The sequence below is a fragment of the Bacillus sp. PDNC022 genome, from assembly GCF_016919285.1.
In the GTDB taxonomy this organism is placed as follows: domain Bacteria; phylum Bacillota; class Bacilli; order Bacillales; family Bacillaceae; genus Bacillus; species Bacillus safensis.
In genome coordinates, this window is sequence record NZ_CP070345.1 from 2,209,886 (window position 1) to 2,236,481 (window position 26,596).

Below are 26,596 nucleotides of genomic sequence, written 5' to 3' on the forward strand. Positions count from 1 at the left end.
ATTTATTGACTAGCTTTTGATGTTTCTTTTTTGACTGGAATGGTTACCTTTATCGCTTTCTGTGGTGCCAACATATTCAGTTCTGACAAATCAAGGTAAAGCCCATATTCTTTAAAAGAAAAATGGTTTAATGATAAAGTCTCTAACTCCTTATTATCAAATTCAAAGGTGGATTGCATGGAAGCTGTCTTTAAATTCGTCACCTTCGCATGGTTCCCCTTCAAGTAATATCCGTATTCATAATCTGCTTCTGGGTCGGACCATGACTTCAGCTTTTTAACATCGCCCAATCCAATTAATTCACCGATATTCTTCATCACATCCTCATCTAATTCTTTCTGGTCTACTCCAGTAAATTGATAATCAACAATCACAGAACGGTCTTTTTGATCTATCTTATTGATTTTGATTCCGATGCCATGGTGTTTTGTTTTGAACTGAACAGGCAGCTTTGTCTTGAGAGGAATGATGTGGCTGTATTCTCGTTCGATATCCACAGATGTGTCAAATGTCAATTCGGTCGCCTTTGGATTGATCGGCTGATTCAAAATGGTTAAATGATCGACTCTATTTTTTTTAGGAGAAAGTGGTTTTCTTCCTAACCTTGTTCCTAATTCTAACTCATACTCATTCCCTAAATTATCCTTCATTCCAAATATACTAACTCTATCATCTTTGGCAAAACCATTGTAATCAATGGCATATTGAATAGCAGAGCCATTCACTCCATTTTCTACCTTTACGTTTCTTATTTGATAACGTCCATTTAAAATAGACACGTCTTTTTGTCCCGCTAATAAAGTGGTTTTTTGCTTGACCACAGGTAACTTGAAGCGCCAATTCCCTGCAATATCCCCAATCTTCGAAATGACAAGTGACACTTGCTGACCTTGTTTGATCGTTTGTCCATTTGTATAGACTTCCGTCTGTCCAACATAGCGGCCATCTTTTAATTTTTTCAACTCTGTTTTATCATAATTAAGTTGGAAGTTTCCATCGATTTTTTCTGGATTCACTCTATACGATACAGAATCTTCTTTTGTATGGAGATTCTCCACCGTAAACGTATAAACAAGCCGTCCGGCATCATAGTACACACTGTTTACTTTCACAGTCACCCCTCTTGATTCAGCCCCTTCATTGACATGTTTCACCAAATCACTCTGAAAAAGAGCCATTCCTACTTTATCGTGAAACATCATATAAAATTGCCCAATAATCGGGACACGTGCCATCGCTGTATTAAGAGAAGGAAAAAGGAAACCTGATGAAAAGTAAAGGACGATGAGAACAATGGCAGAGTATATTGGCGTTCTCCAGTTCCAATTGAACCAATGTCTTTTCTGTTCCGCTTTCACATCCCCAATGGCTTGGCGAATCGCAGAGGTCACTTCAACTGTTGGTACATCAATCTCATCATAAAGCTTTTTCATTTCTTTTCGTTCCATCGACACTCTCCTCCTTCTCCAATGTTTGCTTTAATAACTTTCTTGCTCGATACAAATGAGTTTTAACCGTTCCTTCAGGCACACCCATCTGCTCAGAAATCATCGAAATTGAATAATCTTGAAAATAAAACAACTGAATGACCATCTGGTATTGCTCATCTAACACTTCAAGTGCATTTTTTAAATCGAGCTTGTCTTCCAAAAAATCATGACGCTCAACGCTTTCATGCTGTTGTTCAAACGGCACAACATCTTGCTGCTTTTTCTTCATCGCAAAAATCGTATGAATCAAAATCCGAGTCAGCCAGCTAGAAAAATAAGCTGGTTCTTTTAAGCCAGATAGATGCTTAAACGCTTTAATGACCGTTTCTTGAACAGCATCTAACGAATCCTCTTTATTTCTTGTGTAGAGAAAAGCCGTTTTATATAAACGCTCCTGATACATCAGCATTAATTTCTCAAATGCCGGGACATTCCCTTTTTGTGCTTTTTTAATTAGACGCACTTGCTTCATCTCACTCACACCTCCTACACCTGTTAGAGCAAGCTTTCTCTCAAACGGTTTCAACAAATGGAAAATTCTTTTACTTAGCATATGTCGGATAAAAATAGAGAAAGTGAAGAACGAGCCGCAAAGATCATGTCGAACATTTGATATAATGGAAGAAATATCTACAAAAAGGGGTAATTCTATTGTTTCTATTTGAAGAACCCGCGTGTGCTAGCTGTCAGAAGAAGATAGAAGGAAACGAAGAAGTGTACGTCAAGCTGGTCTATCCAAAGAGAAAAGGAATGACAGAAGTGAAGGCTTGGTTGAGGAATGAAGGGGTTTTTTATTGTAAGGCATGTACAGAACAAAAGACATCTCATGGAGGATAACCAAATGAACAAAATCAACTTTCCACAAACATTTCCAACAATACATACCGAAAGACTAATCTTAAAACAAGCGACGATCGAAGACGTTGAGGATATGCACATCTATTTATCCAATGAAACTGTGTGCCGCTACATGGGAATTGATGCTCATGAATCCATCGAAGACACAAAAGGAGAAATCAAGTGGTATCACGACATCTTCAAAGAACAAACAGGCATCCGCTGGGGCATTTCTCTAAAAGAGAATCCAGCCATCATCGGCAGCTGCGGCTTTCTCAACCTAGAAAAACAGCACTGCCGCACGGAAATTGGCTACGAATTACACCACGATCATTGGAGAAAAGGCATTATGAGTGAAGCGATTACTGCGGTGTTACGATATGGATTTCAGGAGATGAACCTGAACCGGATTGAAGCGATTATTGATCCAGCAAATACGTCCTCTGTTCAATTATTGGAGAATGTTGATTTTGTTCGAGAGGGTTTATTAAGGGAGTATGATCTTGGTCAGAATGGGTTTGATGATGTGTTTATGTATGCGATTTTGAAAAGGGATTATAAATAAAACAAATGAAAACAGATATTCATTTCATTCAAAAGCCGCAATCTGAGTATGTTTCTTTTCACATTTATGAGCTCAATTCGACGATTGAAAAGCTTGTCCAGCAAGTAGAGCAATCAGCCCCCTTCTTCCTAGCGAAAGACCCTGAGAAAGAGAGCATGAAAAAGATCTATTATCACGACATTTTATATATTGAAAGTGTCGATAAAAAATCGTTCTTGTATACGACAGACGGGGTGTTTCTCCTAAAGGAAAAGTTATTTGAACTTGAAGAACAGCTTGAAGCACATGATTATGTCAGAATCTCGAAATCGATGATTCTGAATATTGATTCTATCGCCGACATTTCTCCTAAAACGAGTGGTCGTTTTGAAGCAAATCTTACAAATGAAGAAAAAGTAATGATTTCACGTTTTTATATTCAAGCATTAAAAGAGAAGCTTGGGTTACGGAGGAAGTGAACAGGATGAGACGTTATATCATTAATCTTTTAATCACATTTTGTATGATCTTTACGGTATTAGTGCTGATTTATTGTTTCACATTTGGATCAATGCCGATTTACATGTTACAAGCAATCATGTTCAGTTCCTTTTTTTCCAGTGCCCTGACCTTCTTGCTATACCCTAAACATACGTACAGTCATAATCGGATTCTTTTTCAACAAATCTTATATATCATCCTTGTGATGTGTATGATTATGACAACCATCATCATCGTCAGTGGTGAAATCAGTCTCCCAACGATCATTGTGAATTTCCTCGTGGTCATGGCTTTATTCTTTTTAATTAAGTACCTATTGTATAAAAAAGATCGAACAACCGCTGCGGAAATCAATGAACTTTTACAGCAGCGAAAGAAACGGACAACACCTTAATGTGCATCTTAGGCCGATAAATTGACATGTTAGGAAGATTTGATTGAGGGTCCTGCTTGATTCCACTACTCTAACATTAGAGGAGGAATCAACAATGAAACCAATGACAATCATTCGAAAAACTGTGCTTCTACTGCTGTTTTCTTTAATCATCCCAACAAGTGCAGGTGTCTATATATCCATCAAAGAAGTAACCGACCCAATGACCATCTATATCATCAATGGCTGTGCCATGCTGGCTGGGTGTCTTTTTCTTCTATTGATTATTCAGAAAAGCCGTTTTCACTTGAAAGAAATAGGTTTTCAAAAAGGGGCTCTTGGTATGTGGGTCATCCCCATTCTTTTCATCGAGGCCATCCCATTCATCGCTGGATTAAACACGGATTTATCCCTTTCTTCCTTTACGGCGCTTTGCTTCTTCATGGTGTGTGTCGGTCTGTTTGAAGAAGGAATCTTTCGAGGCATCCTGTTCCAATATTTAAAACAGATCAATCTGAGTACCGCCATCTGGGGATCTGCCGTACTATTCGGCCTTGGTCATTCTGCTAATCTTTTAAGCGGAAAAAGCCTCACCTTAACAGTGGCACAAATTATATTCGCCTTTTTATTTGGACTCGTTGCTGCCGAAATTGTAGCACTCACTAACAGCCTGCAATGGGTGATCATATGGCACGCGGTGCATAATATCGTGGATCAAACCACAAATGGGCAAACGTCTGTGGAATTGCAAATGCTTTTACTGTCAATTCAATGTGTCATTTTGCTGGTTCTTGCGGTGGTGTTGTGGAGAAGATTAAGAATGAAAAAAGTGTTCGATAGATAAGGAAAAGAGGAGAAAAGAAATGAAGAAGAACACATGGATAGAAGGCTGGTTTGAAAAGTGTGAAGAACTTAAAATCAAGCCTTGGGAATGGGATTTTAAACAAAGTTATATCAAAGAACCGATACCAAAAGATAAATCACATATTGAGTTATTATTAGATTATAAAAGTCGTAAACTCAAAGAAATTGGAATTTGTAATGTTACCAAAAAAGCTGGCCGCAAAGCTGACTGTGATAAAGAACCTTTTTATATTTATCAATTACTTTGGAGTACTGATTATGAGTCAGAGCCTAAATCACAGCTTTTTCTAGATCGTTACAACTTGCTCCGCGGAGAAACAATGAATTCGTTTATTACGACTTTCAATCATTCTAAAAAAATAGATTCTGATGGTCATATCAACCATCAGTTTGAAACCTTTGCTGCTTCCACCCATTGCATTGGGAATTTCACGGTATTACCACATTGGATGAACTCGGGTCGTTATTTGTTTTCACAAGATTATTGGGATGTTACGATGTATTCACTATTTGAATTCTTTCAACCATTAGCATGCTGGAAACAGTTCGTCGAACGATATTTCCTTCAACCATATGTGAACAATGATGAAAAATGGACAGTCAGTGAATTTTGGAAAGGTCATTTTGATGGAATCGGAAGTTACAATCGTTTAAAACCTCAAAATGAACAAGAATTAAGTGAGTACCTACATAAAGTAAATCTCAGGATTGAAGAACGAGGCAAATGGATCATTAAAAAAGTCTGTGAAGATTTGGAGTTACAACACTTTAACTTTTATGATGAATTGATAGATATGCAAATTCGATTTTCCAACGAAATGGATTAACAAACAAAAGTGAAGTCAATACTTCGCTTTTTTATATACATTATATTTGAAAACTTTATAAAGATCGAATAAATAAAAAATGCCAAATTCTCGCAAAAAAATCGGCATTCCTCTCCCTTTGTTGGGGTTATTGGTGGTAACCACAAAATTTAATAGTGTTTTTGTGCTTTTTAAACTACTCATATAATAAAACAGCATTCACACACCAAATCTATTATAATTCCCACTCATTCGTAGCAGACATCTTACTCGTAATATCATATACCCCGCGGTTAACATACTTCATTTCATTCACGAACGAGTGGGATCTTCTCAAGCACATCTTCAAGAGATTCTTGCCCAATCACTCGTCATACCATCAATAGAAGTAACAGTACGGATACCTATTCCTGAACCCACGGTTAGAAGGTCCATTCTAAAATTGCAACATAGCACAAAAAGTCAAGTTTCCTAAAGAGCATTTCCGCTATACTAAACTCGTAAGGCAAGGAGGTGCTCGGTTGTCCTATCAAGAACATGAGAAAACGATTCAAGAAACATTAAATTATATTGAACAGCATCTGAAAGATGATTTACCGCTTCAAACTCTAGCGAAACACGCTGGTTATTCTAGGTTTCACTTTCACCGTATGTTTAAAAAAGTGATTAAGAAGTCAGTTGTTGATTATATACGGGAACGACGGATGACCCAAGCGGCGAAGGATTTAATTCATACAGACCAACGGGCGATTGACATCGCATTGCAGTATCGATTTAGTTCACAGGAATCCTTCACTAGAGCCTTTAAGAAGATATATGACATGTCACCCGCACGTTATCGGAAATTATTAAGGAATGTAATTAATAAGGAGGAAACAAATATGGCAGATCATCAGAACACACCTACTGGATGGATTATGACGGGGGATACCCCATCTGACTATGAAACAGGTTTGGATAACAGAATAGTACACAGCGGGACTAACTCCGCTTATTTAAAATCAAAAGATAAAAAAGCTGGAGGTTTCGCAACATTGATGCAGCAAATTAAATCTAATCTTTACCGAGGAGAACGGCTTCAATTTTCCGCTTTTGTCAAAAGCGAAGATGTGAAAGGTTCAGCTGGTTTATGGATGAGGATTGACCATTCTTCAGGTGAAGTTCTTGCGTTTGACAACATGATGAACCGTCCCATTACAGGAACAAACGGCTGGAATCATTTTAGTGTAGTATTGGATGTTCCAGTCAAAAGTGAAGTCATTGCGTTTGGCATATTACTACATGGACAAGGTCACATTTGGATGGACGAACTTAGTTTTAAAATTGTAGATGAAAGTGTGCCAGTGACAGAACAAAATACTGTGGATCATTTAGAGGATGAACCAGTGAATTTAAATTTTGAAGGCTAGCAGACTGAATTTAAGAGGAGGTTCATTGCCATGAAAAAAATTGGTACGATTTTATTGTTCGCTATGAATTCACTCACCTTTATTTGTGGCCTCGGAATTTTATTTGGTGAAGAGGATTAAAGATAAGCACCCATAGAACAAAAAAAATCAATTAAAAAAGATATCCCTATCACTATCTCTTTTTTGTAGACTTGGTATAATAGAAAAAATCAGAAAAATGAGAATGCGATGATAAGGAATAGTACTTGCCGAAATGTTTTCAGAAAGTTGCTGGTTGATGAGAAGCAATAACAAAAAGGCAGGGAACTCACCTTAGAGTAGCCTTAGTGAAATGAAAAGTATTGATGTAGTTAAGGACGGCACCCCACCGTTATATGGGAAGGATATAAGATATAACAATCTGTATCCGAATAAGGGCATGATAATGTTTGTTTATCATGAAACAGGGGTGGTACCGCGTAAGAAGAAGTCTTTCGTCTCCAAGTTAAATCTTGGGGATGAAAGGCTTTTTTTATATTCTATTTTCTAGGAGGAATCGATCATGTTTAACCACAAAAAATACGAAAAGAAATACTTTTTGCCACCGAACCTTACGTATGATTGGGTGAAGAAAGAAACATTAGAACGTGCTCCGATATGGTGCAGTGTGGACTTGCGGGATGGAAATCAAGCATTACCTATTCCTATGAACTTAGAAGAAAAATTGGAAATATTTCAGTTATTAGTAGAGATAGGTTTTAAAGAAATTGAAATCGCATTTCCAGCTGCTTCTGATACGGAGTTTAGGCTATTACGGACACTGATTGATCATCATATGATTCCAGACGATGTCACAATTATGGTGATCACGCAAGCGAGAGAGCATATTATCCGCCGAACCTTCGAAGCCATTAAGGGAGTACCGAAAGCGATTGTTCATTTATATAATTCGACTTCAGAAGCGCAGCGCAGACAAGTATTTAAGAAAACAAAAGATGAAGTGAAACAAATGGCAATGGATGGAGCTATTTTAGTAAAGGAACTTGCCGAAAAAACAGAAAGCGATATTTATTTTCAATATAGTCCTGAAAGCTTTCCAGGAACAGAAGTTGATTATGCGTTAGATATTTGTAATAGTGTTTTAGATATTTGGAAACCGACACCAACTCATAAAGCAATCATCAATATTCCGACAACAGTTGAATATTCAATGCCTCATATCTTTGCAAGTCAGATTGAGTATATACACAAAAATCTGTCTTACCGAGACAGTGTGACATTATCTGTTCATCCTCATAATGACCGTGGCTCTGGGATAAGTGATGCAGAATTTGGTGTTCTAGCTGGCGCAGAAAGAGTCGAAGGTACATTATTTGGTATCGGTGAACGTACAGGGAATGTAGACTTAATTACCTTGGCGATGAATATGTATTCACAAGGTTATGATCCAAAATTGAATTTCAATAACCTAGAAGCGATTCGTAAAAAATATGAAAAACTAACAAAAATCACTGTTCCGGAGAGGCAGCCCTATTCTGGGGAAATGGTTTTCACCGCATTCTCTGGGTCACATCAAGATGCGATATCTAAAGGTATGAAATATAGAAAGGAAAATAATGTTGATAAATGGGACGTTCCGTATATCCCAGTAGATCCAGTTGACTTGGGTAGGAATTATCAAACGGATGTGATTCGAATCAATAGCCAGTCTGGAAAAGGCGGCATAGGTTATATACTAGAAACAAATTATGGCATTCAACTTCCTTATCAAATGAATGAAGCCATGGGATATGAAGCGAAGAAAGTATCTGATCAGGCAAGTAAGGAATTGTCTGTCGAAGAAATATATCATGTTTTTAAAGAACAGTATGTTGATTATCACCCTCATTTCCAGCTGCTTGATTATCAATTTCATAAAGGAGAGAAGCAGGAAGTCACCTTAACTTTGCTGAGAGATGATCAGCAAATAGACATACAAGGAACTGGCACAGGAAGTTTAGATGCAATCAGTAATGCGTTAAAAGCACATTTTCATCTCGAGTATGTTTTGGAAGTCTATGAACAGAATTCTTTGGGCAAGGATTCTCAAGCACAAGCCTGTGCACAGATTGGAATTTCATATCAAGGAGAAATGCATTGGGGTGCTGGAATTGATAAAGATATTATGGAAGCAACAGTGAAGGCCCTGGTGGTTGCAGTAAATAAACTAGAGGTTTGGATGTAGATGGAAAAAGATAAACTTGAAAAACATGAAGTGATGCAATATTTAAGAGAATATAACGAGCAAGAAATCTTTTATCAACAATACCAACAGAAAAAGCATGACAATCAATCATTGCAATTATTTTTGAAGGATTATGATAAACACAATTTAATGCATAAGCAAATATATATAGAAGAATTTTTGCAAAAAGGGCAGAACGAATTTGAAAAGGAAGATACCATGTGGTTAGGTCAGGAGAAAGATATCGAAGTGAGAAAGTATAGCCGTTTTATGCCTCAATTGTCGGCTATCCATGATTTCTTTGAAATGATCTATGTTCTGGAAAATGAGATGTATGTAGAAGTGGAAGATAAAAAAATGACTTTAAAATCAGGAGATATTGCCTTTATTCCACCTGACACCATACACAAGCCAATTGTAATGGAGAATACAATCGCCATGCAAATCATGATCCGTAAGAGTACTTTTCAAAAAGTGTTTTTTAAAATGTTAAAAGGAAATAATGTCATTTCAGAATTCTTTTTGAACGCATTGTATATAAAAGAAAATAAAAATATTCTTATTTTCCATAGTCACTTGGATAAACATTTGCTAGACTGCTCTCTCCAACTATTTACAGAAAATCACAACCGGTTCCCTAGTTACCAGTTGATTATGAATAATTTATTTGAGATATTATTATGTCTCTTATTAAGATTCAAACCAAGTCATATGAACGTAAATCAGGTCAAACAATATCGTGATATACGTATTATTGAAATGCTCCAATATATTCAACAATGTTGTGAGCATATAACCATCCAGGAGATGGCAGAGGAATTTAACCTTTCACAGTCTTATCTGTCAAAATATATATCTCGTAAGCTTGGCAAATCATTTAGTGAGATTCGGCAAGAAATAAGAATGGAAAAAGCCTGCGAAATGCTCACTGGCAGCAATTCACAAGTAGATCATATTGCGGCAGCCGTTGGTTATCAAAATGTAGAACATTTCATTCGTTTATTTAAGAAAAAGTATCACCTAACACCACATCAATATCGTTTAAATAATAGATCATAATTAGCAGAAGAATGACGCTTATCTTAAAAGGACCATTTTAAAATCGAGAAAATGTCAAATCAATACTAATAAAAAGGAGAAATCATAATGTCGATCAAGACAGTAAAAGATTATTTTAAACAATATGATATGGATAATCGAATTCAGGAATTTTCAGTATCAAGTGCCACCGTAGACTTGGCTGCTTCTGCATTGGGCTGCGAACCTGAAAGAATCGCAAAAACACTCTCCTTTCTAGTAAATGGACAAGCTATTTTAATGGTGACCTCTGGCGATGCAAAAGTTGATAACAAAAAATTCAAGGAATATTTTAAAACAAAAGCTAAAATGCTTTCTCCTCATGAGGTCGTTGACTTGGTCGGTCATGAAATTGGCGGAGTATGTCCTTTTGCTATAAAGAATGGCGTTTCTGTATATTTAGATATTTCACTAAAACGTTTTGAGACAGTCTATCCAGCCTGCGGGAGCAGTAACAGTGCTATTGAACTAACAATAAAACAATTAGAAAAATACTCCGGTTATTCACAATGGATTGATGTGTGTAAGGGATGGAATGATGAATGAACACATGAAGACGGAAGGAAAAAGTGCAGTTAAAAATAAAAAAGAGCTAGAAACCCTTGATACACAAAGGTTTTCAGCTCTTTTACATTTATTCCCACTCTATTGTAGCAGGCGGCTTACTCGTAATATCATACACCACGCGGTTAATATGCTTCACTTCATTGACGATACGAGTTGATATCTTTTCAAGCACGTCCCAAGGGATTCTTGCCCAGTCACTCGTCATCCCATCAATAGAAGTAACAGCACGGATGCCGATTGTGTAGTCGTATGTTCTTGCGTCACCCATGACACCTACGCTGCGGATGTCTGGAAGAACCGTGAAGTATTGCCAGATGTCGCGCTCAAGGCCGAAGTTAGCAATTTCTTCGCGTAGAATCGCATCCGATTCACGGACGATTTCTAGTTTTTCTTCAGAAATTTCACCTAGTACACGGATACCTAGTCCTGGACCTGGGAATGGCTGTCTCCAGACGATGTCATCAGGAATGCCAAGCTCTGAACCTAAGGCACGGACTTCATCCTTGAATAGCGTATTGAGTGGCTCAATCAATTCGAACTGCATGTCTTCTGGAAGACCACCTACGTTGTGGTGAGATTTGATTGTTTGTGCCGTTGCTGTTCCGCTCTCAATGATGTCTGTGTAAAGCGTTCCTTGCGCTAAGTAGTCGATTCCTTTTAGCTTGTCCGCTTCGTCATCGAATACATAGATAAATTCGTTACCGATGATTTTACGCTTTTGCTCAGGATCCGACACACCTTTTAGCTTGTTTAAGAAACGATCTTTTGCATCTACTTTAATCACGTTCATGTTGAAACCTTCGCTAAATGTTTTCATAACCCCTTCTGCTTCGCCTTTGCGAAGAAGGCCGTGGTCAACGAAAATACATGTCAGCTGATCGCCGATGGCTTTGTGGATCAATACTGCCACAACAGATGAATCCACACCGCCGCTTAGTGCGCACAATACTTGCTTGTCGCCTACTGTTTCACGGATTTTCTGCATTTCAATTTCAATGAAGTTCTCCATTGACCATTTGCCATCGCAATCACACACGCCGAAGACAAAGTTTTTCAATAGGTCATTTCCGTACTCAGAGTGACGAACCTCTGGGTGGAACTGAACGCCATAGAAATTCTTCTCAGCTAAGCTCATGGCTGAATTTGGACAATGTGCACTTGTTGCATCGACTGTAAAGCCTTCTGGTACTTCAACAACGAGGTCACCATGGCTCATCCAAACGACTTGATCAGTCGGAAGGTCTTTGAATAAAGCAGGTGTTCCGTTAATATGGATATCTGCTTTTCCATATTCACGCTGGCTGGCCGCTTCTACTTTCCCGCCTAAATAATGAGTCATGAGCTGCATGCCGTAGCAAATGCCTAGAACCGGAATGCCCAGATCAAAAATCTTTTCATCACAGCGGAAAGATCCTTCATCATAAACACTGTTTGGTCCACCAGAAAGGATGATTCCTTTAGGTGCCATTTCTTTAATTTCTTCAGCAGTTAAAGTGTGCGGATGAAGCTCACTGTACACACCAAATTCACGAATACGGCGTGTGATCAGCTGATTGTACTGACTGCCGAAATCGAGAACCAAAATCATTTCATTTACTAAATTTGTCATGGTGTCACCTCTATGTCCAATATAGTTTTTTATAAACGCACAGAAAAAATGAGAGGAGAAAACCTGCTCTCAGTGTGAATCACGCTTTTGAAGCGCCCAGACTCACATCCGAACGCTTCAATTTCATGTATTTTAGAAGGTTTTAATATTCACCTATTCTAACAACAGGAAGGTACGCGGTCAAGACTATCTCCTGTTTATTAAATTTTCCCATAACTTTGCCGATTGTTGCCAAAGCGCCGACGCATCCTCTCGCCGGTAGAGCGCACGTTCATAAAGCTGTGTCAGCTCTGACATATGATGATCTCCATCCTTCTCATCAATCAGCGAAGCGAATTCTCTTAGCGTCATACCTGGCTTTTTCTCGATTCCCCTGCGCCCTAGCTGCTTTAATAAAGCCGCATATGCATAGAAGAATGCTTCATCCTCTGGCAGACGTTTCACCTTTCTTACAATAAAGAATGGCAGCCATCTTGTTCTGAATCGATAAAGCATCCAGCTGATGAATCCAAGCAGGACAATAGCTCCTGCCGCATAACCTATAACCCAACCAACATGCACCATATTTGGCTTTGCCTCCGCTGTTTGTTCCTTTGGTTGTGCCGGCTGCTCTGTCTCCTGCTGCTGCGGCTGGTCTTGCTGCTGATCTTCACTTGCATCAGAACTAGACTGATCTTCTTCTTGCTTTTGATCATCCGTTTGATCGCTTGAAACAGCTTCATTCGTAAATGTCTCTGGGTTTGTAAATCCTTTTGTCGGTTCAAAGGTGACCCAGCCTCTGTTTGGAAAATAAACCTCTACCCATGAATGCGCATTGTTATTGGTCACTTCATACACATTGTTTCCATCCATTTGTGTTTCATATAACTGGCCAGACGTATACCCTTTCACCCATCTCGCCGGAATTCCGATTGAACGAAGCATCACGATCATAGAGGTTGAAAAATTATCACAGTAGCCGATCATCGTATCAAATAAAAATTGATCCACATAATCTTCATTACGACCAGGCACAGCGACATTTTGCGTTTCATATGAAAACTTCGCAGATCCTAAATAATCCTCGATCGCTTTCGCTTTATCATACATATTATCCTTCGTTTCCGTTAAGCTGTTTGCCAAAGTTTTCACACGCTCTGGAAGTGACGATGGAAGCTGCAAGTATTCACGGCCAACCTGCTGATTCACCTGCTTCTTTGTCGGTACTTTGATTTTCTGTAAATCCTCCAGGATAAATGTAGGAGATAAAAAGCTGACTTGATAGTTCCCTAAATTTTTAGGTGGGTTTTGCATAGACGGGACAATTTTCTCCGTTTTGCCCATGATTTGCAGCGGAATGTTTTCCATTGGTGTCAGCATGATCGTTCCAATAGGATACACAGCATGATTAAATCGATAATCCGATTCTATATCGATTCTTGTTTCATGCTCCTCTGTTTTCACACGATTGGTAAACCACCGATTCGGCACAGTGTCGTCCTTTAGCCGAGTAGGCTTCGTATCATTTGAAGCATCCTCCCATCCCTTTCCTGTGTAAATACTTTTTGTTTCTACACGAAAATAAGACGGCTCCTTTCCGCTCCATTTAAAGACAGGTGTGCGGTCCTCACTAAACGGTCCGCCAAGCGCCGAATCATCTGCACTATATCCCACTTTATTCTGCCCGGCTGACCCATCTTGATTCGTGACCGCCTTAAAAAACGGGACAGGATCAGGCCATTTTGGATCTGACTTCGGCAAAGAAGCGCCGAGTGACGCTGATAGAAGGACAAGCGCCAGCATGGGTAAAAACCACTTTAGACGTGCTTTCTGTGACACCCGAACCCCCTCAGCTGAACGCAGTCGATCGAAATACAGCAATCCAAGCAAACAAAAGCCAAATACCATAATACGAACAATCGCAAAGGTCGCATCATATGGCGTAAACGTATCAAGAATCGTGACATAGACAATCGTCATCAGTAAAAAGAAAAAGATACGCTGCTGATAGACCACCCAATAATGAAGCAAGTAGACAAGCAGCCACAGCAAAATATAAAACAACAATGTGCGGAAAGACGGATACATGTCACTCCACATGCCCATGCTCATTAAGGTGATATTATCCTTGATATCAGCAAACAAAGCTGCCGGATAGCCTGGCGCTGATTGATAAAAGATCAAATATAAGGCGAGTAAAATCAGTCCACCACAAATAGGAAACGTCACATACCACTTCAGACGAAAGAACGTAAACAAACACGTAAGCCCGATAAAAATGATGAAATAAGACGTATGGCTCGTCTCTGTAAAATCTTGAAGTGGACGAAGCCACTCCCATAGCAGCAGAAAAGCTACAGCATAATAGATGAACAATTCAAAACGGCTTTGCCGCAGATGCGTATGCAGCATAAATGTTTGTCACCTCACAGTTCTTTCGTGCAGCCGGTCTTCAAATAAAAGGGTGATGCGTATTCCAGAGGCCTTGAGCCGGTCTACAAGCTGTTTTTCTTTTGTCGTCAAATGGTCAGCGGCTTTCTTCACTAAAAGCACGGTGATATTCTTTCTGTTTCGATTTCCAAAGAGACTTGCCGCAAGCTCCTCCTGCAGCTGACCCGTGACGACATATTTTCCAGAGTGCTGGTACTCACTCGCTGCTAACGGTTTATATTCTAGTGCGCGGGAAGGCTGATGCTGCACCCTTGTTAAATAATAAAGCATGTCCTGTAAATGAAGTTCTCCTTGTTCGACTCGAAAGGCATGCTGATCTCCTAGAGGGACAAGACCTGACGGCACTCCTTTTTTCACAGCCGTTTGAAGAACAGATGCTGTAATAGAGACGACTGTTTCAAAAACAGCTTTGTCGGTAAAATCTGCAAAGACGACAAGGTCCTTTGATTGATTCTGTTCAAATTCCTTTGTCATCAATTGGCCTCTTCTGGCTGTCGTCTTCCAGTCCACCCAAGCAAACCGGTCTCCTTGCTGGTATTCCCGTACGCCTGTTGTCACATGGGCCGGTTCATTTAACCACGAGTGAACCGCTTTGCCTCCGTTTTCATTCACTGACTCAGCAGGCTCTACAGGGATATCCAGCACTTTGGGGTAGACAAGCAGCTTTTTCTCTAACGGAATGATGATTTCTTTCTCAACAAACCCAAACATATCACCCGTTTTGATTCTAACCGCTGTCAAATGATGCTCTCCCCGCATGACATCATTCAATTGATAGGAAAATCGCCATGTTTTCCGAAACCAAGGAAACTGCATTTGCTTCATTTCAATCTGTTCCTGTAAATGAAAGGTGTCTGGCGGAGCCTCCTCTATCATGACGTAAACGTACGGAAATGGATGTGTCCGCTTGATTTCAAGGTCAACGGACAGCACATCCCCCGCCTTCAAGCGGGTTTGCTGTAATGTCCTCTTGGCTGTCACGCGCAGCGGAACGAGCGCAAACAGCAATGCATACAGAGCATATGGTAAAAATGCATAAAAAAGGAACCAGCTCACAAACCCTCCCTGAAACATGGCATAACAAAAGGCTGCCGCAGTGAGAATGATGAGCATCATCACCCGTAACCATAATGAAACGGCTAAACGATTACGTGACTTCATTGAGTCATCGACTTTTGAACTGGCACGCCAATTTGCTCAAGCATTTGTCGCAGCAGTGTCTCCGCCTTCTTCCCTTCATATGTCGCTTCTGATGTCAAAATCATACGATGCGGTAATGTATAAGACGCCAAATACTGTACATCATCAGGAATCACATAATCACGCTGATTCAAAAGCGCATACGCCTGTGCCGCTTTCATCAAGGCGATCGATCCCCTTGGACTTACACCTAGATAAACAGATGGGTGTTTACGCGTCGCTTGAGCAATTTCAACAATATATTCTTTAATGGATGCATCCACATGAATGGTCTGAACAGCCTGCTGCAACGCATGGATATGTTCCTTTGTCATGACAGCTTGGAGCGTATCAATCGGTGATTGCTTCTCCTGCAAATTGAGCACCTCCAGCTCCTCGAGCATGGTCGGATATCCCATCTGCAGCTTGAATAAAAACCGGTCCATTTGCGCTTCTGGCAGCGGATAAGTTCCTTCATATTCCACTGGATTTTGGGTCGCCATGACGAAAAAAGGATCCGCAAGCGGCATCGTTTCTCCGTCCACTGTGACACTGCCTTCCTCCATCGCTTCAAGCAATGCTGATTGTGTTTTAGGAGAGGTCCGGTTGATCTCATCAGCCAAAATAATCTGCCCCATGATCGGTCCTTGCCTAAATTCAAATTCATTTGTCTTTTTATTGTAAATCGACACGCCTGTTACATCTGAAGGCAAAAGGTCAGGAGTGAATTGGATTCTCTTAAACTCACAGCCAATGGATTTTGCCAAAGCACGCACCATCATCGTCTTCCCTACACCAGGCACATCCTCTAGCAGCACATGCCCCTTCGCCAAAATCGCAACAAGGCTTAATATCGCAATGTCTTTTTTCCCAACCATGACTTTATTGATGTTATCTACGATTTTTTGTAAATCTGAATGCATCGGTTCATCAAATGCCATCCTGATCCTCCTATCACGTTTCTGTCAAATTTCATATAGTCTAACTTTACCATACAACGCCCATTTGCATATAACATCAACACATATAAAAAAGAAGCCTTCTCACGATGGAAAAGACTTCTTCTCTTCTTTCGGCTCACTTGCTGGCTCCATATGAACATGCGAGTGTAAAATATCATGCTCCTGCTTCATTCTGCGTTCAATTTCATCTGCAATATCATGGCTTTCTGCAATGTTCAAGTTAGGTTCGACCTCAACCACTACATCCACATGAACTGTACTTCCAAGATAACGCGCCTTAATATCCTTTAAATCGCCCACTCCTGGTGTTGCTTCAATGGTCTCTTTATATTTAGACATATCTTTTATATGAAAACCGTCTGTTAACGAATGAGAGGCATCTCTGAAAATCTCCCACGCAGTTTTACAAATAATTAAGCCAATGACAAACGCTGCAAGCGTATCAATCCATGCCAGCTGAAATTGAGAGGCCATGATTCCTACAAATGTTCCAATACTCACATACGCATCTGATTTATTATCAGCAGCTGCCGCATGAAGAGCCTGGCTATTGATCCGTTTGGACAGATTGCGGTTATAGATATACACACCGTACATCACAACAGCACTTCCTGCTGCCGTCCAAGCCGCGATCATATCCGGCGTTTGATGCTCAGATGAGAAGAGCGACTTGCCTGCACTCAGCAAAACCTGAAGCCCAACAAGCATCATGATAAAAGAAGCCACAAGAGACGCAATATTTTCCGCTCTAAAATGACCGTATGGATGATCTTCATCAGGCGGCTTTTGAGAAATACGCAGCCCAATCAACACAGCAAGGGATGCAATAATATCCGTCGTGTTATTCAATCCATCTGCCGAAAGGGCCTCTGAATGAAACATATACCCAATAATGAGTTTGACCGCAGATAAGATCACATAGGCAATGATGCTGACCCAAGCCCCTGTTTCACCTTGTCTTAATTCGTTATAGCGCTCCATGTCGCCGCGCCTCCTCACACATCACTTTTCTATTATTTATCTTACAAAGCAAAGCCCGTGTGGGTCTACAGCAACATGATTCGCTTATGTCAGCAAAATAGGATAAATAGAAATGTGTTGACCTAAGTAAACTTATTTTTATAAGGTCAAATGACCTCAAGACCTACTCCCATCAACCTTTTTCCAATTCTCTTCGAAATGGACATATCGTCAAATCTCTCTCCTCAGGGGAATTATCAGAATAATTTTATTTTGAGACACAACTTCCCCACTTTCTTTTTTATGCTATTTTAAAAATAAACAGAGGGAAAAGAGGGAACATAATCTCTCAAATCCTTTCTACTTTTTAACATCATGTTAAGAGGTTTGAAATGTCAGTTTGATAACCTGTCCAATGCTGAATGACAATTCAGTGTGATAAAATTTAAAATATTCTAAAAACAAATTCTCTATTAAAGAGAAGTGTTTGGAGGTAAAGAAATGTCCAACATGACAAACGGTCTTCAAAAAAACCTTAAAACAAGACATATTTCGATGATCTCCATTGCTGGGGTCATTGGGGCAGGGCTATTTGTTGGTAGCGGCGCTGTCATTCATTCTGCAGGGCCTGGATCCATTCTTTCCTATTCTTTTGCCGGACTTCTGGTGATCTTTATTATGAGAATGCTTGGAGAAATGGCATGTGCCTATCCAACAAGCGGTTCTTTCTCACAATATGCGAGCGATGCTATCGGTCCATGGGCCGGTTTTACAATCGGCTGGCTTTACTGGTTCTTCTGGGTGATCGTCATCGCCATCGAAGCCATTGCCGGTGCTGCCATTATTCAATATTGGTATGGAGATGCACCTGTTTGGCTCACGAGTCTTATCCTCACAATCCTCTTAACATTAACAAATATCTTTTCTGTTAAATCTTTTGGCGAATTTGAATATTGGTTTTCATTGATTAAAGTCGTCAGCATTATTCTCTTTCTACTTATTGGTTTTGCATTTATCTTTGGTTTTGGCGGTCATCATACTTCAGGTCTTGCCAATCTAACAGGGAATGGCGGTTTCCTTCCAAATGGATTCAGCTCTGTATTACTCGGAATCGTCGTCGTCATCTTTTCCTTCATGGGAACGGAGATTGTGGCCATAGCGGCTGGTGAATCAGCAGACCCAGTTAAATCTGTGACGACAGCCACTCGCTCTGTTGTATGGCGTATTATCGTATTCTATGTCGGATCTATTGCTGTCGTTGTCACCTTGCTCCCGTGGAATTCCGCAAGTATTTTAACAAGCCCTTTCGTTGCGGTATTAGAATACATCGGTGTTCCATCAGCCGCTCAAGTCATGAACGTCATTGTCTTAACAGCTGTTCTATCATGTTTAAACTCCGGATTGTACACAACGTCCAGAATGCTTTATTCATTAGCAGAAAGAGGCGAAGCGCCGAAACGCTTTATGAAAATCAGCAAACGTGGTGTTCCTGTAGCGGCGACAGTCGCGGGTACCTTCTTTTCCTACATTGCCGTCATGATGAACTACTTTTATCCTGAAACCATCTTTTTGTTCTTAGTCAATGCATCTGGCGCCATCGCCCTTCTTGTCTACTTGGTCATTGCCGTTTCACAATTAAGAATGCGTCGTAAAATCGAAAAAGAAAATCCAGAACAGCTCAAAATCAAAATGTGGCTGTTTCCATACCTCACGTACTTCACCATTTTGGTTATTTGTGCCATCTTGGCATCGATGCTGTTTATCGAATCAATGCGGCCACAGCTCATTTTGACGAGTATCATTACCTTTAGCGTGCTAGCTGCTTATTTCATCTTTAAACCGAATAAAAAAGTGCCTTCAAATGCGGCGCTTGAAAATAAACACCCGTAATTTCTCCCGCTGAAAAGCGGGTTTTTTTATTTTATTCACCTATTTTGATGTCCGCACTTATACTGTATCAAATTGTATTTAAGTGAGGATTAGTCAACATGAACCTAGAAAAATTTGTTGACGAGCTTCCAATTCCAGAAGTCGCGAAGCCCGTCAAAAAGAACCCAAGACAAACGTATTATGAAATTGCTATGGAGGAGGTATTCTTAAAAGTTCATAGAGACCTGCCCCCAACCAAGCTATGGACCTATAATGGCAGCTTGCCTGGTCCAACCATTAAAGCCAATCGAAATGAAAAGGTCAAAGTGAAATGGATGAACAAATTGCCATTGAAACATTTTCTGCCTGTCGATCACACCATTCACCATGGGCATCACGATGAACCAGAGGTCAAAACAGTCGTTCATCTGCATGGCGGCGTCACACCAGCAAGCAGTGACGGCTACCCAGAGGCCTGGTTTTCACGGGATTTTGAAGCAACCGGCCCTTTTTTTGAAAGAGAGACTTACGTCTACCCAAATCATCAGCAAGCCTGCACATTGTGGTATCACGATCATGCAATGGCACTAACACGACTAAATGTGTATGCCGGTTTAGCTGGGTTTTATTTGATCTCAGATGCATTTGAAAAGTCCTTAGAGCTGCCGAAAGATGACTATGACATTCCTTTAATGATTATGGACCGGACGTTTCAGGAGGATGGCTCACTGTTTTATCCTAGCAGACCAAACAACACGCCAGAGGACAGTGACATACCAGACCCATCCATCGTGCCCTTTTTTTGCGGAGAAACAATTTTAGTCAATGGAAAAGTATGGCCGTATTTAGAAGTAGAGCCGCGAAAATACCGTTTTCGTATTTTGAATGCGTCCAATACTAGAACTTATGAGCTGCATCTAGATAATGACGCTACAATCTTGCAAATTGGTTCCGATGGGGGCTTTTTACCAAGACCCGTTCGCCATCAATCCTTTAGCATCGCACCTGCTGAGCGTTTCGATGTCATCATCGATTTTTCAGCCTATGAAAACAAAACAATCACTCTCAAAAATACAGCCGGCTGCGGACAGGATGTGAATCCTGAAACAGATGCGAACATTATGCAATTCAAAGTCACACGTCCACTAAAAGGGAGAGTACCTAAAACATTACGTCCGATTTTCAAACCGCTGCCACCGCTTCGGCCAAGTCAAGCTGATAGAGAGCGTACACTCACGCTTACCGGCACACAGGATAAATACGGCCGCCCTATCCTATTGCTCGATAACCAATTTTGGAATGACCCTGTCACGGAAAATCCTCGTCTTGGCAGTCTAGAGGTTTGGTCCATCGTCAATCCAACCAGGGGCACACACCCTATTCATTTGCACCTTGTTCAATTTAGGGTTTTAGACAGAAGGCCATTTGATACAGAAGTCTATCAATCGACAGGAGAAATCGTGTATACAGGACCAAACGAGGCGCCTCCTTTACATGAACAAGGCTACAAGGACACCATTCAGGCGCATGCAGGTGAAGTCATTCGGATTGTTGCTCGATTTGTTCCATACAGCGGCCGATATGTATGGCATTGTCATATTTTAGAACATGAAGATTATGACATGATGAGGCCGATGGATATCATTCAGTAAAAATGAAACCACTCTTCCGCTAAATGCGTAGAACTTGTATGAAAACGCTGATCACAAAGGGGCTAACAAACGATCCGTTCATTAGCCCTTTTATGATCCATTTCAAAATGGAAAAATAAATCGCATGAATCATTCTTTTAAGGAGCATTCCATACTTAAAAAGTTGACGCAGCAAACCGATAATACTACTATATACCCATTACATCTATCAAAAGGCACATATGCCATAATGAACGAACAAATGGAAAATTGCGAAAAAAAACGGAGGAGTTCAATTTGAATGAAGAAAAAGAGACTTGCCAGGTCAAACAAGAAACAGCGGCAGGTAACAGAGAGAAGCTTTCAATTCATGAGAACGAGAGCATTCGGTCAAACATTGAACAACTAACCATTGAACTCAGTGAACAAAAAGAATTCAACCACTTCATATTAGATGAAAAACAAAAGGCCATCAGCACATTATCTTCCCTCATCACAAAAGGCAATTGTGATGAAGACTTAAAGACTCATTTTGAACAAGCATTACATATCGGACTTTCTGTCATAGAGATTATGGAGATTATTAAACACTGTACAAAGGTTGCTGGCTTCCCTCACTCCATTAATGCCCTGTTTATCTTTCAAAACTTATTAGATGAAAACAAATAAAACAGAGAAAACGAGATGTCATCAGTCCTCTCGTTTTTTTATGTTCACTCATATTACTCTTTTTCTTTTCCTCTGTCACATAAGCAAAATAAGAAAATAGCACTCGTATCACTGCTTAAAAACTGATTTTCCTTCTATAAATCCACCATTTCTCCAGCATTTCAAGTGACAAAATAAAAAAACGTCCAGTTATATAAATAACTGAACGTTTCCTTTATCGATTGACAGTGAAATTGTTAACGATTCCGCCATCCTTCTCCCAAGCGGCTTCCACTGTTTTCTTCTTCATATTGTATTCAAAAATCGTTCTTACCTTCGCCTTTCGTCCGGTGTCATCCTTTAATTCTTTTGCGTTCTTTGCAACACCTAAGAAATAAACAGACGACCCGTCCGTAGAAAATTGCGGCTGTGCAGCACTTAAAATATGAACATCCTGGCTGTTTTTAACGAGTGTCGTCGTTTTTCCTGTTTCTACATCAAGCAACTTAATCGAGGATATTTCTTTTTCTTTACGAACCTTTACTTCTGTATAAATCAATTTCTTATGATCTGGAGAAAATGAAATATCATTGATCGTTTGTGAGATACGTGCAATGCGTTTCCCCTTCTCACCTGTTTGAAGGGTGATCTTCATGGTTGTTGGTTCAGGATCTCTGCCCTTTTCATTTGCTTCATCGGTTTTTTGATAATCTTCTTTTAAAGAATAATGCTGGATCGCCAAATCATTTGAAGTAGGATCATATGCAAAAGAACTCACCGTATCATCCTTGCTTTTTTCCGGATACAGCTCCTTCATTTTGTGTGTTTTCAAATCAAAAGATGCGACATAAAATTGCTCTCCAGAATCCTTATTATACCTTAGAAATAACTTCTTTCCGTCACCAGACAGTCTCATACTGTCGATGGAATCATCACTCGTAAACAGCGTTTTTTCCTCGTCAGATTTCACATTTAATTCCCGAATACTCACCTTTTGCGTGTCTTCATCCGTATACGTGTAATATAAAACCTGTTTCGTAGAATCATAAGCAATCGAAGGATATGCTGTCAGTTTCTCCGTATGAAGCGCCCGATCATGCAAGTAATAAGTATTGTTTAACTTTTGATCTGTAAATGAAACGAGCAATTCGTCTTTTGCATCTTGATTTGTTTTGACTTTCCCTGTATGTTTCGCCTCTTGCCCAGGCTTCATCATGAAGAAAATAACTGCCGCAATCACTGCGACGCCAATGACTGTGATGATCCACCATGTTGATTTTTTCATTGCCTTTCAGACCCTCTCTACAAGAAAAGAAGCCAGAAAATGAACTTTTCCCGCTTCTTTGCATGCCTATGTATTAATAAGTGTAATGCCCTTTTACGACACCTTTACTTGTTTTATACCCAAGTGCTTTGAATGCTTTTGGACTTACGTCTAATACAGCATTTGGCATTCTGCCTACATCATATTTATATACTGTAATCACTTTATGTGGTTTCGCTTTTGTTGTCACTCTTAGTTTTGTACCTTTTTTCGGTACGTCAAAGCCCATTTTAGTTGCTGCATCCCAATGACCGAGTTTTTTTCCATCTGCGCCTTTTTTACCGACACCATTATACCAAGTAATATTGCCGCTTACTTTTTTTGCACTTGCTCCATGTGAGAAACTGAATGCTAAAAATAAACTAGCTACTGTTACGATTGTCGTGATAAGCTTTTTATTCATTAAGAAATCCTCCGTTTTTGGTTTCTGCACTCATTATACATGAAGATGAACCCAGTTATTTTACAGACACATTACAATTCAAATACAAGTTGACCACTTTATGACCGATTAAGTTCATTAATACTACCAAAAACAGTCAGAACATTGTAAGCAGCCCCCCTCCTTCATTTTATATAATGAAAGTGAATCAAATTTAAGGAGGAATTTTCATGAAAAAGTGGTTCATCGTTTTGAGTGTAAGTTTAACCTTCGTTTTGATGCTATCAAGTATCCCAGCCTCTGCGGCTAGTCCTCGTCACGGCGCCATTGTGACACAAACGGATGAAGCCAAATGGTCAGGTATCTCTGCTGATATTGTCCTGCCGAAAACAGCCACCATTAAAAACGGTTATGCTGATTGGTATCTCGGTCTCGGCTCTGCCGTTGTAGAGAGCGGTATTTCAAAAACGGCTTCTGGCTACAAAGTTTTTCTAGGCAGCGGCTCACAAGGCGGCAGTAAATACTGGAACAGCGAATACGATTCAAGTATTAAAGATGGTGCACGTGTCAACTTAAAGCTCATCAACAATGGTGATGGTACAGTGTCACTATACGTCAATGGGAAACTGCGCTATAAGCAGCCTGTTTACAACCCTAGCCGCCTGAAAAACCTTGATGTTGTCAAAATGGTACACGGCGTACAGGATAATGGAACAAACAGCTATTCACAAGCAAGCTTTTCGAATGTACAGCTTCGTGCAAATACATCAGGAAGCGTCTATAAAAAATGGGATGGGTCAATCAAATCATCGCTTTTACGTAAAAATTTAGAATCTGGTGCCGCGGCTCCTAAATTCACCGTCATCTCTTCTATTCCATTAAGTACAAGCCTTTCAGCACAATAAGAAATAAAGCACCCGATAGAGGGTGCTTTTTATTGTTCACAGCTTATCAACACTTCTCTTTTAATCAAAACAAAGATTCGTGGTAACATAAACATACATCATTCGAAGAAAAAAGGAGAACGAACGTGAAAAAAAGTCTACTTGTTTTCATGAGTCTAGTTGCAAGTCTCTCCATTCTAGCAGCTTGCTCGAATACGACAAAAGAACAAAAACCAGAAACTAAAGCCCTTCCAACAATTAATGAGCGCATTCAAAAAGAAACAAAAGAAGTAATGGAGCAATCTAAACTCATCAAAGACACTGACATCACCGTTGATCAAAAGAAAAAAATCATTTCTTTAAACGTAACGGCTTCCTCTGATACCAATAGTGATTACGCTGAAGTCATCGGTTTAAACTTTGCCAAAACGCTGGCCATTGGAGCATCAACTGAAAAAGAAAACAATCTTCATAAACCGGAAAATGACAGCCTCGGCGCCCTCTATTCCTTTTATGACCTAAACATCACCGTGAAACAAGAAAACGGCAAAGTGCTCGCAAAGGGAACGAAAAAAACAAATGAAACAAAAATCACTTGGGAAAGAGCCTAATAACTGGACAAGAAAATCCTTTATGGATTTTCTTCTTTTTTTTAACAAAACTATTAACTTTATGAAAAGAATGCCGATTAGTAAGATTGTGTTGGTTCTTAAGTACCAATAATTCTTATTTACATATCGGAGGAAAGTATTATGAAAAGAACGACAGAATTTGTTTTAGGTTTAATTGGAGGTATTTTCGGATTTTTCGGCGCAATGTTCGCTCTTGCTTTCGGAGGAATCGATGCGGCATTTAGTGATTCAGGCACAAGTGAAATTACGGGGTTAGGCTGGGCAGCAATGCTTTTCTCTATTCTTGCCATTGTCGCATCTGTCATCGTAAAGAAAAAAGCAAAGCTTGGCGGAATTTTATTATTAGTATCTGCTGTGGGTGGCATTATTTCTATTTCTATGTTCTTCATCCTACCAGCTGTATTAATCATCATTGCAGGCTGCATGGGCGTGTTTAGAAAAGAGCCTGTTAAAACAGCACCTGCTGAATAATGTTCACGTCTCAAAGCTTGTAGAGAAACACTCTACAAGCTTTTTTTAATGTTCATCTCTGTTAAATCGTCTCTCATAACATCTACCAGTGCCTGAATATCTGAGTGAGCCCTTGATGCTAATCGTACCAGCAAATCCTCTAAACACTCATACAAATGATGATCTCTCATTATATACTCCTCATATAACGGAATGACAAAGAAATAGAGCAAATCAGCGAATTCAAGTACAGCGTCATCTTCATCCTCATCGTCTAACGCCTCTCCAACACTTTGAATCAACCAATTCAAATCTTCTTTCTTTTCAATCGGAACATACATCAGCTGATGAATATAGTCTGTATCCTTCGCTTGTAAAATCCGCTCAGCTGTTTCTTTTGATAGCGCACCAATCTCTGTAGAAGAAATATTCACAACCGCTAATTCATCCTCTGATCTTACTTGATTCATTTGCAGCATGTTTTGGTCCATCTCGACTCACTCCCCATTCTCAGATACCTTTATTATAAGGAATTGATCTGATTTTTTATGGAAATAGTGGATTTTTTTATGTAATTTTAAAGAAAATGTGACAGTATGATCGTTGGTATCTCAAAACAAAAAAAGCACTCTTGATCTTAAGAGCGCTTTTTCATTCTGCCGCAAATATTTCTTTCATCGCCTCAGCCATTTCCACTTCACCCTCTGCTTCGAGCTGTTCAATGATACGGGCATAATCCCTTTCGTGGCGATTTTGACTTAATTTAAAAGCAGCCTGAACTTCATCTATGATGATTTTAAAGCCTATGATACCCTTCATTTGCTTCTCTAACAGTTCCTCAGACAACGTTTCCCATAACATTAGGAAAGCGTACACCTCTGATTGAACAAATCCAAGTTTTTGATAGAAAGCAATGACTGTTCTATTGTGCTCCCACATCCCAAGCCAAACATCAAGTGGTGTAC

The 26,596-nt window shown here is 39.8% G+C and carries 27 protein-coding genes, 1 pseudogene and 1 other annotated feature; of the genes and pseudogenes, 16 read left to right on the plus strand and 12 right to left on the minus strand.

Annotation, left to right across the window (positions count from 1 at the left end; all coding sequences use genetic code 11):
• Positions 1–2: 2 nt before the first annotated feature.
• Both JVX94_RS11410 and JVX94_RS11415 read right to left on the minus strand, forming a co-directional pair.
• The gene (locus tag JVX94_RS11410) at positions 3–1,448 is read right to left on the minus strand and encodes a DUF4179 domain-containing protein (RefSeq protein ID WP_205183152.1); all 1,446 of its coding nucleotides are present in this window, start codon (positions 1,446–1,448) and stop codon (positions 3–5) included.
• Positions 1,417–1,962 carry a sigma-70 family RNA polymerase sigma factor gene (locus JVX94_RS11415; RefSeq protein ID WP_205183155.1) on the minus strand — a complete coding sequence of 182 codons (546 nt, stop codon included), beginning with the start codon at positions 1,960–1,962 and terminating at the stop codon, positions 1,417–1,419. Before JVX94_RS11415 ends, JVX94_RS11410 begins: the two co-directional genes overlap by 32 nt.
• A 179-nt stretch (positions 1,963–2,141) precedes the next feature.
• Here JVX94_RS11415 and JVX94_RS19580 point away from each other — a divergent pair, with 179 nt between their 5' ends.
• From JVX94_RS19580 to JVX94_RS11440, 6 genes are all read left to right on the plus strand, one after another.
• Complete coding sequence (locus tag JVX94_RS19580; RefSeq protein ID WP_048002168.1) at positions 2,142–2,327, plus strand: hypothetical protein; 186 nt, start codon at positions 2,142–2,144, stop codon at positions 2,325–2,327.
• A 4-nt stretch (positions 2,328–2,331) separates the two neighbouring features.
• Positions 2,332–2,892: a GNAT family N-acetyltransferase gene (locus JVX94_RS11420; RefSeq protein ID WP_205183158.1), complete on the plus strand. Its 561-nt coding sequence runs from the start codon at positions 2,332–2,334 to the stop codon at positions 2,890–2,892.
• A gap of 5 nt (positions 2,893–2,897) precedes the next feature.
• Positions 2,898–3,350 (plus strand): LytTR family DNA-binding domain-containing protein, encoded by a 453-nt coding sequence (locus tag JVX94_RS11425; protein WP_095407880.1) that lies wholly within the window; start codon positions 2,898–2,900, stop codon positions 3,348–3,350.
• Between the two features lie 5 nt (positions 3,351–3,355).
• Entirely contained in the window at positions 3,356–3,766 is a 411-nt protein-coding gene (locus JVX94_RS11430; protein ID WP_205183161.1) for a hypothetical protein, read from the plus strand.
• A gap of 94 nt (positions 3,767–3,860) precedes the next feature.
• On the plus strand, positions 3,861–4,589 hold the full coding sequence (locus JVX94_RS11435; protein WP_205183164.1) for a CPBP family intramembrane glutamic endopeptidase: 729 nt from the start codon (positions 3,861–3,863) through the stop codon (positions 4,587–4,589).
• A 19-nt stretch (positions 4,590–4,608) separates the two neighbouring features.
• The gene (locus tag JVX94_RS11440) at positions 4,609–5,436 is read left to right on the plus strand and encodes a hypothetical protein (RefSeq protein WP_205183166.1); all 828 of its coding nucleotides are present in this window, start codon (positions 4,609–4,611) and stop codon (positions 5,434–5,436) included.
• 214 nt (positions 5,437–5,650) lie between these two features.
• Here the strand turns inward: JVX94_RS11440 and JVX94_RS11445 are convergent.
• A pseudogene (locus tag JVX94_RS11445) lies at positions 5,651–5,829 on the minus strand (GMP synthase (glutamine-hydrolyzing)); the annotation flags it as partial.
• A 107-nt stretch (positions 5,830–5,936) separates the two neighbouring features.
• On the opposite strand from JVX94_RS11445, the gene JVX94_RS11450 reads away from it, so the two are divergent.
• The 4 genes from JVX94_RS11450 to JVX94_RS11465 all read left to right on the plus strand — a co-directional run bounded on the left by JVX94_RS11450 (position 5,937) and on the right by JVX94_RS11465 (position 10,650).
• Complete coding sequence (locus JVX94_RS11450; RefSeq protein ID WP_205183169.1) at positions 5,937–6,824, plus strand: helix-turn-helix domain-containing protein; 888 nt, start codon at positions 5,937–5,939, stop codon at positions 6,822–6,824.
• A 219-nt stretch (positions 6,825–7,043) separates the two neighbouring features.
• Positions 7,044–7,308 (plus strand) — a binding site (T-box leader).
• Between the two features lie 57 nt (positions 7,309–7,365).
• Positions 7,366–9,027: a 2-isopropylmalate synthase gene (locus JVX94_RS11455; RefSeq protein ID WP_205183172.1), complete on the plus strand. Its 1,662-nt coding sequence runs from the start codon at positions 7,366–7,368 to the stop codon at positions 9,025–9,027.
• Positions 9,028–10,086 carry a helix-turn-helix domain-containing protein gene (locus tag JVX94_RS11460; protein WP_205183175.1) on the plus strand — a complete coding sequence of 353 codons (1,059 nt, stop codon included), beginning with the start codon at positions 9,028–9,030 and terminating at the stop codon, positions 10,084–10,086.
• An 87-nt stretch (positions 10,087–10,173) separates the two neighbouring features.
• Positions 10,174–10,650, plus strand: coding sequence for a YbaK/EbsC family protein (locus tag JVX94_RS11465; RefSeq protein WP_205183178.1), 477 nt, complete (start codon positions 10,174–10,176; stop codon positions 10,648–10,650).
• A gap of 88 nt (positions 10,651–10,738) precedes the next feature.
• Here JVX94_RS11465 and guaA read toward each other — a convergent pair whose 3' ends face one another.
• From guaA to JVX94_RS11490, 5 genes are all read right to left on the minus strand, one after another.
• Positions 10,739–12,280 carry a glutamine-hydrolyzing GMP synthase gene (gene guaA / locus JVX94_RS11470; RefSeq protein WP_039176907.1) on the minus strand — a complete coding sequence of 514 codons (1,542 nt, stop codon included), beginning with the start codon at positions 12,278–12,280 and terminating at the stop codon, positions 10,739–10,741.
• A gap of 186 nt (positions 12,281–12,466) precedes the next feature.
• Positions 12,467–14,671: a DUF4129 domain-containing transglutaminase family protein gene (locus JVX94_RS11475; protein ID WP_205183181.1), complete on the minus strand. Its 2,205-nt coding sequence runs from the start codon at positions 14,669–14,671 to the stop codon at positions 12,467–12,469.
• A 9-nt stretch (positions 14,672–14,680) separates the two neighbouring features.
• The gene (locus tag JVX94_RS11480; RefSeq protein ID WP_205183184.1) at positions 14,681–15,871 is read right to left on the minus strand and encodes a DUF58 domain-containing protein; all 1,191 of its coding nucleotides are present in this window, start codon (positions 15,869–15,871) and stop codon (positions 14,681–14,683) included.
• Positions 15,868–16,830, minus strand: coding sequence for an AAA family ATPase (locus JVX94_RS11485; RefSeq protein WP_203129374.1), 963 nt, complete (start codon positions 16,828–16,830; stop codon positions 15,868–15,870). Before JVX94_RS11485 ends, JVX94_RS11480 begins: the two co-directional genes overlap by 4 nt.
• A gap of 102 nt (positions 16,831–16,932) precedes the next feature.
• Positions 16,933–17,832 (minus strand): cation diffusion facilitator family transporter, encoded by a 900-nt coding sequence (locus JVX94_RS11490; protein WP_205183186.1) that lies wholly within the window; start codon positions 17,830–17,832, stop codon positions 16,933–16,935.
• A gap of 480 nt (positions 17,833–18,312) precedes the next feature.
• On the opposite strand from JVX94_RS11490, the gene gabP reads away from it, so the two are divergent.
• From gabP to JVX94_RS11505, 3 genes are all read left to right on the plus strand, one after another.
• Positions 18,313–19,701 (plus strand): GABA permease, encoded by a 1,389-nt coding sequence (gabP, locus tag JVX94_RS11495; RefSeq protein WP_048240037.1) that lies wholly within the window; start codon positions 18,313–18,315, stop codon positions 19,699–19,701.
• Positions 19,702–19,799: 98 nt separating this feature from the next.
• Positions 19,800–21,332, plus strand: coding sequence for a multicopper oxidase family protein (locus tag JVX94_RS11500; RefSeq protein ID WP_095407867.1), 1,533 nt, complete (start codon positions 19,800–19,802; stop codon positions 21,330–21,332).
• Positions 21,333–21,608: 276 nt separating this feature from the next.
• Positions 21,609–21,980: a carboxymuconolactone decarboxylase family protein gene (locus tag JVX94_RS11505; RefSeq protein ID WP_095407866.1), complete on the plus strand. Its 372-nt coding sequence runs from the start codon at positions 21,609–21,611 to the stop codon at positions 21,978–21,980.
• A 214-nt stretch (positions 21,981–22,194) separates the two neighbouring features.
• On the opposite strand, the gene JVX94_RS11510 is transcribed toward JVX94_RS11505, so the two are convergent.
• Positions 22,195–23,244 carry a hypothetical protein gene (locus JVX94_RS11510; RefSeq protein ID WP_205183189.1) on the minus strand — a complete coding sequence of 350 codons (1,050 nt, stop codon included), beginning with the start codon at positions 23,242–23,244 and terminating at the stop codon, positions 22,195–22,197.
• Between the two features lie 73 nt (positions 23,245–23,317).
• Positions 23,318–23,686 (minus strand): cell wall metabolism protein WalM, encoded by a 369-nt coding sequence (locus tag JVX94_RS11515; protein ID WP_024424478.1) that lies wholly within the window; start codon positions 23,684–23,686, stop codon positions 23,318–23,320.
• Between the two features lie 209 nt (positions 23,687–23,895).
• On the opposite strand from JVX94_RS11515, the gene JVX94_RS11520 reads away from it, so the two are divergent.
• From JVX94_RS11520 to JVX94_RS11530, 3 genes are all read left to right on the plus strand, one after another.
• Positions 23,896–24,570, plus strand: a complete 675-nt coding sequence (locus JVX94_RS11520; RefSeq protein ID WP_197198139.1) for a hypothetical protein — start codon at positions 23,896–23,898, stop codon at positions 24,568–24,570.
• Positions 24,571–24,695: 125 nt separating this feature from the next.
• Complete coding sequence (locus tag JVX94_RS11525) at positions 24,696–25,160, plus strand: hypothetical protein (RefSeq protein ID WP_095407863.1); 465 nt, start codon at positions 24,696–24,698, stop codon at positions 25,158–25,160.
• Positions 25,161–25,301: 141 nt separating this feature from the next.
• Complete coding sequence (locus tag JVX94_RS11530; protein ID WP_205183192.1) at positions 25,302–25,652, plus strand: DUF4064 domain-containing protein; 351 nt, start codon at positions 25,302–25,304, stop codon at positions 25,650–25,652.
• Positions 25,653–25,684: 32 nt separating this feature from the next.
• Here JVX94_RS11530 and JVX94_RS11535 read toward each other — a convergent pair whose 3' ends face one another.
• Complete coding sequence (locus tag JVX94_RS11535) at positions 25,685–26,122, minus strand: hypothetical protein (RefSeq protein ID WP_205183195.1); 438 nt, start codon at positions 26,120–26,122, stop codon at positions 25,685–25,687.
• Between the two features lie 160 nt (positions 26,123–26,282).
• Entirely contained in the window at positions 26,283–26,492 is a 210-nt protein-coding gene (locus JVX94_RS11540; RefSeq protein WP_275891449.1) for a hypothetical protein, read from the minus strand.
• Positions 26,493–26,596: the final 104 nt, after the last annotated feature.

What these genes read in the sequence shown, in the direction of transcription:
- JVX94_RS11410 (WP_205183152.1), bottom strand. Translation starts at nt 1,448, where the DNA reads ATGGAACGAAAAGAAATGAAAAAGCTTTATGATGAGATTGATGTACCA.
- JVX94_RS11415 (WP_205183155.1), bottom strand. Translation starts at nt 1,962, where the DNA reads ATGAAGCAAGTGCGTCTAATTAAAAAAGCACAAAAAGGGAATGTCCCG.
- JVX94_RS11420 (WP_205183158.1), top strand. Translation starts at nt 2,332, where the DNA reads ATGAACAAAATCAACTTTCCACAAACATTTCCAACAATACATACCGAA.
- JVX94_RS11425 (WP_095407880.1), top strand. Translation starts at nt 2,898, where the DNA reads ATGAAAACAGATATTCATTTCATTCAAAAGCCGCAATCTGAGTATGTT.
- JVX94_RS11430 (WP_205183161.1), top strand. Translation starts at nt 3,356, where the DNA reads ATGAGACGTTATATCATTAATCTTTTAATCACATTTTGTATGATCTTT.
- JVX94_RS11435 (WP_205183164.1), top strand. Translation starts at nt 3,861, where the DNA reads ATGAAACCAATGACAATCATTCGAAAAACTGTGCTTCTACTGCTGTTT.
- JVX94_RS11440 (WP_205183166.1), top strand. Translation starts at nt 4,609, where the DNA reads ATGAAGAAGAACACATGGATAGAAGGCTGGTTTGAAAAGTGTGAAGAA.
- JVX94_RS11455 (WP_205183172.1), top strand. Translation starts at nt 7,366, where the DNA reads ATGTTTAACCACAAAAAATACGAAAAGAAATACTTTTTGCCACCGAAC.
- JVX94_RS11460 (WP_205183175.1), top strand. Translation starts at nt 9,028, where the DNA reads ATGGAAAAAGATAAACTTGAAAAACATGAAGTGATGCAATATTTAAGA.
- JVX94_RS11465 (WP_205183178.1), top strand. Translation starts at nt 10,174, where the DNA reads ATGTCGATCAAGACAGTAAAAGATTATTTTAAACAATATGATATGGAT.
- guaA (WP_039176907.1), bottom strand. Translation starts at nt 12,280, where the DNA reads ATGACAAATTTAGTAAATGAAATGATTTTGGTTCTCGATTTCGGCAGT.
- JVX94_RS11475 (WP_205183181.1), bottom strand. Translation starts at nt 14,671, where the DNA reads ATGCTGCATACGCATCTGCGGCAAAGCCGTTTTGAATTGTTCATCTAT.
- JVX94_RS11480 (WP_205183184.1), bottom strand. Translation starts at nt 15,871, where the DNA reads ATGAAGTCACGTAATCGTTTAGCCGTTTCATTATGGTTACGGGTGATG.
- JVX94_RS11485 (WP_203129374.1), bottom strand. Translation starts at nt 16,830, where the DNA reads ATGGCATTTGATGAACCGATGCATTCAGATTTACAAAAAATCGTAGAT.
- JVX94_RS11490 (WP_205183186.1), bottom strand. Translation starts at nt 17,832, where the DNA reads ATGGAGCGCTATAACGAATTAAGACAAGGTGAAACAGGGGCTTGGGTC.
- gabP (WP_048240037.1), top strand. Translation starts at nt 18,313, where the DNA reads ATGTCCAACATGACAAACGGTCTTCAAAAAAACCTTAAAACAAGACAT.
- JVX94_RS11500 (WP_095407867.1), top strand. Translation starts at nt 19,800, where the DNA reads ATGAACCTAGAAAAATTTGTTGACGAGCTTCCAATTCCAGAAGTCGCG.
- JVX94_RS11510 (WP_205183189.1), bottom strand. Translation starts at nt 23,244, where the DNA reads ATGAAAAAATCAACATGGTGGATCATCACAGTCATTGGCGTCGCAGTG.
- JVX94_RS11515 (WP_024424478.1), bottom strand. Translation starts at nt 23,686, where the DNA reads ATGAATAAAAAGCTTATCACGACAATCGTAACAGTAGCTAGTTTATTT.
- JVX94_RS11520 (WP_197198139.1), top strand. Translation starts at nt 23,896, where the DNA reads ATGAAAAAGTGGTTCATCGTTTTGAGTGTAAGTTTAACCTTCGTTTTG.
- JVX94_RS11530 (WP_205183192.1), top strand. Translation starts at nt 25,302, where the DNA reads ATGAAAAGAACGACAGAATTTGTTTTAGGTTTAATTGGAGGTATTTTC.
- JVX94_RS11535 (WP_205183195.1), bottom strand. Translation starts at nt 26,122, where the DNA reads ATGGACCAAAACATGCTGCAAATGAATCAAGTAAGATCAGAGGATGAA.
- JVX94_RS11540 (WP_275891449.1), bottom strand. Translation starts at nt 26,492, where the DNA reads ATGTTATGGGAAACGTTGTCTGAGGAACTGTTAGAGAAGCAAATGAAG.